Source organism: Roseicyclus sediminis (assembly GCF_025515305.1).
Classification (GTDB): Bacteria; Pseudomonadota; Alphaproteobacteria; order Rhodobacterales; family Rhodobacteraceae; genus Roseibacterium; species Roseibacterium sediminis.
Genome location: NZ_JAOPHT010000005.1, coordinates 191,611 through 200,039, shown reverse-complemented (window position 1 = coordinate 200,039; position 8,429 = coordinate 191,611). Strand labels below are relative to the sequence as shown.

The window sequence follows — 8,429 nt, the reverse complement described above, 5'->3', positions numbered from 1 at the left end:
GAGGAAATCGCCTATGGCCAGGGCTGGATTTCCGCCGAAGACCTCGCCGATCGTATCGGTTTGTTCACCAAGAACGCCTATGGCGACTACCTGAAATCCCTGCTCTGAGGGCACGGCCGGCGCAGATCCGGAGGTGCCCGATGGGCACAGCCGGAGGTCAGGTCACTGCTGAACCGTCTGCGCGCGCTGTACCTGCGCTATTCATCGCACCATTCGGGGCGCCTTTGCGGCGTCGCACTGCCGCGTCTCGGCTTTCGCCGAACCGGCCAGGTCGAGAGCGTGAGGGTGACGCTTGATGGCCTGCACGTGACAGGCTGGGCCCTGCTCGTGCCGCTCCGCTTCAGGTGGCGGGGCGGCGTCCATGACGTGGTGCCCGACAAGCCGCGCGCCGACGTGGCCCGGCGGCTGGGGCAGGGCGGCAACACCGGCTTCGCGGTGACGCTGCCACGGGAGGCCCGTGGACTTTGCGCCGAGGTCGCGACGCCCTCGGGACGGTGGCGGCGCGTGGCTGTCCCGCACCCCGACGCGCCGCCATCCGCCGCGCACCGGCGGATGATCCGCGCCTTCCTGCGCGACCTTTGCCGCGCCGCGCCCGCGTTGCTGCGCCATGCGATCCGCCCGGAGGCCGCGTCGAAAACCGCGGTCAAACGCGCCCTCGGCCTTGATGGCGTGCCTCCCGTTCCTCTGCTCGACCCTCGCTGGTTCGGGATCGGCGGCATGGAGCAGCACAAGGTACCCTTCACCCTAGTCATTCCGGTGCACGACGCCTTCGACCTGCTGAAGGAGGCGCTGGACCGGGTCGCCCGGCACACGGCCGGCGACTGGCGTGTCATCGTCATCGACGACGCGTCGACCGACCCGCGGGTCCGGCCCTGGCTCCTCGATTGGGTCACGGTTCAGGAAGGTCGGGCGCGTCTGATCGCGCTCGATCGGAACATCGGTTTCGTCGGGGCCGTGAACCTCGGCCTCGAGGCGGCGGAGGGGTGTCCGGGTCCGGTGGTCCTGCTCAATTCCGACGCGCTGGTGCCCCAAGGGTGGGCGCCCCGGCTGCTCGCGCCGCTGTCCGATCCCCGCGTCGCCTCCGTCACGCCGATGTCGAACGACGCCGAGATCTTCGGTGCGCCCCTCCCCGGGGTGCCGGTTTCCCTGCTCCCCGGCGCCGCCGACGCCGCCGACCGCGTCGCCCGCGCCCTCGCCTGCCCCGGGGAACTGCCGTCCGCGCCCACCGGCGTCGGTTTCTGCATGGCGCTTTCTCGGCGCTGGCTGGCTCGCGTGCCGCGCCTCGATCCTGCGTTCGGCCGGGGCTACGGCGAGGAGGTCGACTGGTGCCGCAGAACGACCGCGCTGGGCGCGCGCCACGTCTGCCAGCCCGCGCTGTTCGTGGAACATCGCGGCGGTCAGAGCTTCGGCGCGGAAAAGGCCGCGCGGGTTCGGGCGGCGAACGCGATGATCGCCCGGCGCCATCCCGGCCACGATGCCGAAGTGCAGGCCTTCTTCGCCGCCGATCCGCTGCGCACGCCGCGCATGGCCCTGGCCGTCGCGCTTGCCGGCGCCATCGCGCGGGGGCCGCTGCCGCTCTATCTCGCGCACGCGCTGGGCGGCGGGGCGGAGGATGCGCTGGACACGGAGATCGCGCGCGATCTCGACCGGGTCGGGGCGGCGCTCGTGCTGCGGGTCGGCGGCGCGCGGCGTTTCCGGCTGGAGGTGCATCTGCCGCAGGGCCAGATCGCCGGCGATACCGGGCGGGACCGGGACATCCGCGCCCTGCTCGCGCCGGTGCCGCGGCTTCGGATCGTCTATTCCTGTGGCGTGGGCGACCCAGATCCCGTCGCGCTGCCCCGCCTTCTGCTGTCGTTGCGCCGTCCGGGCAGGGGCGACCGCCTCGCTGCGCGGCTTCACGACTATTTCCCGCTCTCGCCGTCCTATTGTCTGCTGGGATCGAACGGCCGTTTCGGCGGGCCGGTGTCGACCGGGGACGCCGATCCGGTTCATGCCGCAAGGCGGCCGGACGGATCCCCCGTGTCCCTTGCCGCTTGGCGTGCGGCCTGGGGGGCGTTTCTTGCAGAATGCGACGAGATCACCGTCTTTTCCCAGGCCTCGGCCGCGCTTTGCGCCGCCGCCTATCCGTCCCATGCCGAAAGGATCGCACTGCGGCCCCATGCGGTCACGGGCGCGCCCGGTCGCGTGACCCCGCCTGCCGACGCCACCGGAGCCATTGGCATCCTCGGAAACCTCAACGCGCAGAAGGGCGCCGACGTGGTCGCCGCGCTGGCCGAAAGGCTCCGCCGCGCGGGCGATCCCCGCCCTGTCGTGGTCATCGGCAATTGCGACGCGGCCTGTCCGATGCCCGCGAGCGTTCGACTCCATGGCGGATATCGCCGGGACGAGATCGCCGCCCTCGCCCGCCGCTACGGGATCGGCAGCTGGATCGTGCCGTCGGTCTGGCCCGAGACCTTTTCGTTCACCACGCACGAGGCCCTGGCCACCGGTCTGCCGGTCCTCGCCTTCGACATCGGCGGCCAGGGTGAGGCCGTGGCGGCGGCCCCGAACGGACGCCAGGTGCCCTACGTGCCGGAGGCCGACCTCGCGGCGCGGCTCCATGCGGCGCTTCCGCCGCCGACGGGGCGCGAAACCGCTCCACTCCCGGGATCGCCGCATCCTGTCCCGGCGCCGCTGACATGAGGGCGGACCCTCTCGCCCCCGATGATCGCCCCCTGTTCCTCGTGGGGTGCGTCCGGTCGGGCACGACGCTGACGCGCGATCTTCTCCGCCGCGTTCCCGGCCTCCTATGCCCCGAGGAGACTCATTTCCTGCGCTGGTCGGAACCCTTCCGTACCCCCGCCTCCATGCCGCCGCACACCCGCAACGATGTCCTGCGCCGCCACCGCGAAATCGACGGCGTCCCCGAGGAGGTCTTCGCGCGTTTGCTGTCGACGGCCCGGTCCAAGGCCGAGCTTCAGCGCGGCTATGTCGCCGCCTTCGCCCGCGCCAGGGGTGTCGCGGGTCCATACCATTGGGCCGACAAGACGCCGCAGAACATCTACGGCGCGGCGCTGATCCTGGCCGAGTTTCCGGGCGCCCGCCTTGTGCATATCCTGCGCAATCCGCTCAACGTCGTGGCCAGCATGCTGCTTGGTCGCCAGGTCTCGGTGCCGGACCTGCATGGCGCGATCAACTACTGGTGCGAAGCCGTGCAGATCGCTGGGACCCTGCAGGCCGCCGCGCCGGACCGCATCCTGCACCTGCGCTACGAGGATCTCGTTTCGGACGTGCCGGGGCAGATGGCGCGATTGCTCGGTTTCGCCGGGATCGAGGTGCCGCCGGGCCTTTACGCGCGAACCGATGCCCACCCCGAGCGCAACCTCTGGCGCGAGGCGCTCGACGAGGAGGCCGTCGCCGTCGTTCTGGCCCGCTGCGGCCCGCTTGCGGCCCGTCATGGCTACGATGTCGCCGCCTGCGTCGAAAGGGCAGGTGCCACCCCTTGACCTTCCAGTGACCGGAAGCCTTATGTGTCGTGGGCATCCGAAGGAAGGCTCCCATGCCCGACACGCTCCAGGCGACCCGTCTGCACTACGATATCGCCAACCTCAGCTGCGGCGGCTGCGCCGCGCGCGCGCAGGCGGCCATGGCCGCAATCCCCGGCGTGGCCGAGGCGCGGGTGAACTTCGCCACGCGCCGCGGCGACATCCTGCCCGGCCCGGGCTTCGACCCCGCCGCGGTCGGCCGCGCGATGGAGGCCGCGGGCTACCCCGCGACGCCGCATGAATCCGCGCCGCCCCTCAGGCTCGAGGTCGAGCACCTGACCTGCGGCAGCTGCGTGGCGCGCGCCGAGGCCGCCCTGCGCGCCTGGCCGGGCGTCGAGGAGGCGCAAGTCAATCTCGCCACCCGCCGCGCCGAGCTGCGTGTCGAGACCGGCGTCGACCTTGCCGGACTCCAGGCCCACATGGCCGAGGCGGGCTATCCCGTGCACCCCGTGGAAACGGAAGCTGCCGCGCCATCCAGGCCGCGCGAGGATGAGGCCGCGCCCTACCGTCGCGCCTTCATCCTGTCCCTGCTCCTGACGCTTCCGGTCTTCGTGGCCGAGATGGGCGGTCACCTGATCCCGGCCTTTCACCACTGGCTGGCCATGACCTTTGGAGAGACCCTGCTCCGCGTCGCGCAGTTCGTCCTGACGACAGCGGTCCTCGCCGGTCCTGGCGCCGTGTTCTTCCGGCTCGGTGTGCCCGCGCTCCTGCGCCGCGCGCCCGAGATGAACAGCCTCGTGGTTCTGGGCGCGGGTGCAGCATGGGCCTGGTCGACCCTCGTCACCTTCGCCCCCGCCCTCGTTCCGGAGACCGGGCGCCACGTCTATTTCGAGGCCGCGGCGGTGATCGTCACGCTGATCCTGCTCGGCCGATGGCTCGAGGCGCGCGCAAGGGGCCATGCGGGCGCGGCCATTGCCGGGCTCATGGCGCTGCGCCCCGACACGGCACTTCGCATCGGCCCCGATGGCCGTGAAGCCGAGGTAGCACTCGACGAGGTGAGGCCGGGCGACCGCCTGCGCCTGCGGCCCGGTGGTCGCGTCGCCGTGGACGGTGTGGTCGAAGACGGCGAAAGCCACGTCGACGAAGCCATGCTGACCGGGGAACCCCTGCCCGTGGCCAAGGCCGCGGGCGACAGCGTCACCGCGGGCACGGTGAATGGTGGCGGGACGCTCGTATACCGCGCGACGGCCGTCGGCGCCGACACGGTGCTCTCGCGCATCGTCGCGATGGTCGAGGACGCGCAGGCGACGCGCCTTCCGGTGCAGTCCCTGATCGACAGGGTGACGATGATCTTCGTCCCCGTTGTGCTGGCCATCGCGCTGGCCGCCGGCGCGCTGTGGCTCGCCTTCGGGCCCGACCCATCGCAGGCCCTGGTCGTCACGGTGTCCGTTCTCATCATCGCCTGTCCCTGCGCGATGGGCCTCGCCACGCCCGTCTCGATCCTTGCCGGAACCGGCCGGGCGGCCGAGCTCGGCGTCCTGTTCCGGCAGGGCGACGCATTGCAGGCGCTGGCGCGCGTGGATCTCGTCGCGTTCGACAAGACCGGGACCCTCACCGAGGGGCGGCCGGCGGTGACCGGCCTGCACCCCGCCGATGGCGGTTCGGCCGAGGATCTCCTGTCGCTGGCCGCCGCCGGTGAGCGGTCGTCCGAGCACCCGCTCGCCCGCGCCATTGTCGCCGCGGCCGAGGAACGAGGCCTCGCGCTGCCCGAAACCGGGGGCTTCGCGAACACTTCCGGTGCCGGCATCACCGCCCGCGTGGGCAGCGAGACGCTCCTCGTCGGCAGCGCGGCGCATCTTCAGGCCGCGGGCATCGAGGTCCCAGCACCCCCCGAAGGCCCGGAGACGGTGGTCCACGTCGGGCAGTCGGGCCGCTACCTCGGCCGCATCGCGCTGTCCGATCCGCTCAAGGCCGATGCGGCCCGCGCCGTCGCGGCGCTGAAGGAACGGGGTATCGCGGTGGCGATCCTCTCGGGCGATGCCGAGGGACCTGTGGACGCCGTCGCGGCGCGCCTCGACGTCACCGAGGCGCGCGCCGGCCTCTCGCCCGCGGGCAAGCGCGCCGTTCTCGACGCATGGAGAGAACAGGGGCGAAAGGTCGCCTTCGTCGGCGACGGCATCAACGACGCGCCCGTTCTTGCGGCCGCCGACGTGGGCATCGCGCTCGGCTCCGGGACGGATGTCGCGATGGAGGCGGCCGACGTCGTGCTCGTCTCCGGCGCGCCCTCCGCCGTCGTCACGGCGCGCGAGGTCAGCCGCCGCACGCTGCGTAACATCGCCGAGAACCTCGTCTGGGCCTTCGGCTACAACATCGCGCTCATCCCGGTCGCGGCGGGCGCGCTCGCCGTCTTCGGCGGCCCTTTCCTCAGCCCGATGCTCGCGGCCGGCGCCATGGCGGCAAGCTCCGTGCTCGTGGTGGCCAATGCCCTGCGGCTCAAGCGGATGAGGGCTGCATGAACATCGGCGACGTCTCCGAGCGCACCGGCCTGCCGGCCAAGACGATCCGGTACTACGAGGATATCGGCCTCGTCACGCCGAACCGGGATGCCAACGGCTACCGAAGGTTCGCGCCCGCCCATGTGCACAAGCTCGCATTCCTCGGCCGGGCCCGGTCGCTCGGCTTCTCGATCGAGGATTGCCGTCGCCTGCTGGCGCTGTGGGAGGACCGGGACCGCGCCTCGGCGGATGTAAAGGCCGTCGCGGAGAGGCACCTGGCCGAGATCGACGCGAAGATGGCCGAGCTGTCCGAGATGCGCGCCACGCTCTCGGACCTCGTCCATCGCTGTGCGGGCGACCATCGTCCGGACTGCCCGATCCTGCGCGACCTCGCCGATCCGGGCTGACCGCCCCTTCATCTTTCCGAAAATACGCAAGGCGCGGCCCGCGCCGGGGCCGGCGGGGCTTGATGCCCCGGCGGTCCCGGTCCTTCAGCGCAGCCGCGCCTCCGTCTTCGCGTCGAAGAACAGCGCATCCGAGGCGTCGAAGGCGAGGCCGGTGCGGCTGCCCGGCCGCGGGGCCTGCTGGTCGTGCGCCTCCACGATCATCCGTCCGCCTCCCGGAGCGGTGAGATAATGATAGCTCACCCCGCCGAGCTGTTCGGACAGTTCGACCACATGGCTGTCGCCATCCGCCAGCCGCACGTGGTTCGGGCGCAGCCCGACCGTCACCGGACCGTCGCCGCCGAGGCTGGACGGCGCCGCGACCTGAACCCCGCCAAGCCCGTCGATCGTGATCGTGCCGCCCGAGGCGCGGCCTTCGAAGAAGTTCATCGCCGGGCTGCCGATGAAGCCTGCGACGAAGCGGTTGTCGGGATCGTTGTAGAGGTCGAGGGGGCGGCCGACCTGCTCGATCCGGCCCGCGCGCAGCACGACGATCTTGTCGGCCAACGTCATCGCCTCGACCTGGTCGTGGGTGACGTAGATCATCGTCGCCCCGATTTCCTGGTGCAGACGCGCGATCTCCACCCGCATCTCCACGCGCAATTCCGCATCGAGGTTCGACAGCGGTTCGTCGAAAAGAAAGACCTCCGGCCCCCGCACGATGGCCCGCCCGATGGCCACGCGCTGCCGCTGCCCGCCCGAAAGGGCCTTGGGCTTGCGCGCGAGGTAATCGTCGAGCTTCAGGACCCGGCTCGCCTCGGCCACCTTGGCCTCGATCTCGGCCTTCGGGTGCCCGGTCATCTTCAGGCCGAAGCCCATGTTCTCGGCCACCGTCATGTGCGGATAGAGCGCGTAGGTCTGGAACACCATGGCCACGCCCCGTTCCGCCGGGTCGAGCCGCGTCACGTCGCGCCCGCCGATGGAAATGTGGCCCTCCGAGGTTTCCTCAAGCCCCGCAACCATCCGCAGAAGCGTCGATTTTCCGCATCCAGATGGCCCCACGAACACGCAGAACTCGCCATGCTCGATGTCCAGGTCCACCCCGTGGATCACCTGTGTGGCGCCGTAGCGCTTGATGACGTTCTTGAGCTCCAGCCCCGACATGGGCCTCCCCTCCCTTGCCTGTTTCCGTTATTCCGCGGCCTGGTCGGGAAACCGCCAGTCCTGCGCCTCGTCTCCGATCGCCTCCACGGCGCGCCGGATTTCCGGCAGATGCTCGGTCAGCCCCTCCAGGCTGGTGCGTGCCGTGGTCGACGTCACCGAGAGCGCGCCCAGCACGCGACCGGCGCGGGTCAGGATCGGCACCGCGATGCAGATGATGCCCGGTTCGTGCTCCTCGTCGTCGAAGGCGTGGCCGCGCGCGCGGATGGCGGCAAGCTCGGCCCGCATCGATGCGGCATCGGTGATCGTCTTCGGCGTGAAGGGATGCCAGGCCTGCCGTTGCAGGACAGGCGCAAGCTCGGCTTCGGGCAGATACGCCAGCATCGCCTTTCCGACACCCGTGCAATAGGCGGGGCCGACCTTGCCGGCCTGCGAATACATCGCCACGGGTTCCCGCGCGTTGCGCTTGTCGACGTAGAGAACCTGGCCCGCGTCGAGCTGCGCGAGGTGAACGGTCTCTCCCGTGGCGCGGCTGAGCCGGTCGAGATGCGGCCGCGCGATGGGGGCGAGCGACGAGGCCTGCCAGGCCGCATGCGCCAGCCGCACGAGGCGCAGGCCCGGCGCGTAGGTCTGCCGCTCGGGGTCGTAGCTGAGCATGCCCTGCCGCGTCAGGACCTGCACGAACCGGTAGAGCGTGGCCTTGGGAAACGGGCTGGTCTCGAGCAATTCGGCGAAGCGGACGGGGCGGCCGCGCGCTGCGATGTCGTCGAGCACGGCCAGCGCCTTGCCGACCGTCCCTTCTCCGGGCCCGTCTCCGGGTGCTTCCGGCTTGTGATCTCTCTCCGACGCCACGGCGTCCCGACTCCCCGATGCGGAAATGCTGTTGACAAGGCTAGGCTGAGTTGGCGTAGGATTTCAACATAAGA

6 protein-coding genes are annotated in these 8,429 nt (G+C 71.1%); 4 read left to right on the top strand and 2 right to left on the bottom strand.

From position 1 onward, the window contains the following. The first annotated feature begins 279 nt into the window (after positions 1-279). From N8I71_RS09695 to cueR, 4 genes are read left to right on the top strand one after another with little or no spacing between them, the layout of a single operon-like run. A complete protein-coding gene (locus N8I71_RS09695) occupies positions 280-2,682 on the top strand; it encodes a glycosyltransferase (RefSeq protein ID WP_262877775.1) in 2,403 nt (800 codons plus the stop codon). Beyond that, positions 2,679-3,485: a sulfotransferase family protein gene (locus tag N8I71_RS09690; protein ID WP_262877774.1), complete on the top strand. Its 807-nt coding sequence runs from the start codon at positions 2,679-2,681 to the stop codon at positions 3,483-3,485. The genes N8I71_RS09695 and N8I71_RS09690 overlap by 4 nt, the downstream gene beginning before the upstream one ends. A 53-nt stretch (positions 3,486-3,538) precedes the next feature. After that, positions 3,539-5,980 (top strand): heavy metal translocating P-type ATPase, encoded by a 2,442-nt coding sequence (locus N8I71_RS09685; RefSeq protein WP_262877773.1) that lies wholly within the window; start codon positions 3,539-3,541, stop codon positions 5,978-5,980. Beyond that, positions 5,977-6,366 carry a Cu(I)-responsive transcriptional regulator gene (gene cueR, locus N8I71_RS09680; protein WP_262877772.1) on the top strand — a complete coding sequence of 130 codons (390 nt, stop codon included), beginning with the start codon at positions 5,977-5,979 and terminating at the stop codon, positions 6,364-6,366. The genes N8I71_RS09685 and cueR overlap by 4 nt, the downstream gene beginning before the upstream one ends. Before the next feature lie 84 nt (positions 6,367-6,450). Here the strand turns inward: cueR and N8I71_RS09675 are convergent, their stop codons facing one another. Further along, complete coding sequence (locus tag N8I71_RS09675; RefSeq protein ID WP_262877771.1) at positions 6,451-7,506, bottom strand: ABC transporter ATP-binding protein; 1,056 nt, start codon at positions 7,504-7,506, stop codon at positions 6,451-6,453. Between the two features lie 27 nt (positions 7,507-7,533). Further along, the gene (locus N8I71_RS09670) at positions 7,534-8,355 is read right to left on the bottom strand and encodes an IclR family transcriptional regulator (protein ID WP_262877770.1); all 822 of its coding nucleotides are present in this window, start codon (positions 8,353-8,355) and stop codon (positions 7,534-7,536) included. Positions 8,356-8,429: the final 74 nt, after the last annotated feature.

Coding starts and splice junctions, on each gene's coding strand:
- N8I71_RS09685 (WP_262877773.1), top strand. CDS start 3,539: ATGCCCGACACGCTCCAGGCGACCCGTCTGCACTACGATATCGCCAAC.
- cueR (WP_262877772.1), top strand. CDS start 5,977: ATGAACATCGGCGACGTCTCCGAGCGCACCGGCCTGCCGGCCAAGACG.
- N8I71_RS09690 (WP_262877774.1), top strand. CDS start 2,679: ATGAGGGCGGACCCTCTCGCCCCCGATGATCGCCCCCTGTTCCTCGTG.
- N8I71_RS09675 (WP_262877771.1), bottom strand. CDS start 7,506: ATGTCGGGGCTGGAGCTCAAGAACGTCATCAAGCGCTACGGCGCCACA.